Source organism: Pseudomonas sp. 05N434 (genome assembly GCF_056396965.1).
In genome coordinates this window covers 1-373 of the sequence record NZ_JBFTMK010001197.1, presented here as the reverse complement: position 1 = coordinate 373, position 373 = coordinate 1, and the positions used below count along the sequence as shown (strand labels likewise).

General features: G+C 51.2%; 1 pseudogene. It reads left to right on the top strand.

Annotated elements, in window-relative coordinates:
- Positions 1-373, top strand: a pseudogene (locus AC1DLB_RS32405) (AmmeMemoRadiSam system radical SAM enzyme); the annotation flags it as partial.

Below are 373 nucleotides of genomic sequence, written 5' to 3'. Positions count from 1 at the left end.
ACGGTTGCTGCGCCCGTTGTGGGCACGACGCACACTTCAAGTTACTGGGCGAACACAAAGCGAACACACCTGTTGAACTGCGAGAGGCTGCATTGACCTCTTACGAGAAGCGAAAGTTCGAGTGGCATGGGGATATCGTATCGCTGCACGCCCAAGTGCTGAATACTGAAGACTTTGAACAGACCGTCTACCTGCGGCGCAACTATACCGACGGGCTCAACAGTGATTGGAAATCACTGACATTGCGGCCGTATGAAAGCTATCGATTTATTATTGCCAAGGCACGAATTGATGAATCAGGCCCTGAAGTCTGGCTTCCCAAGGGGGTCAACTCAAATCTTCATGAAGTATTCGACAGGGCTCACTTCCCAAC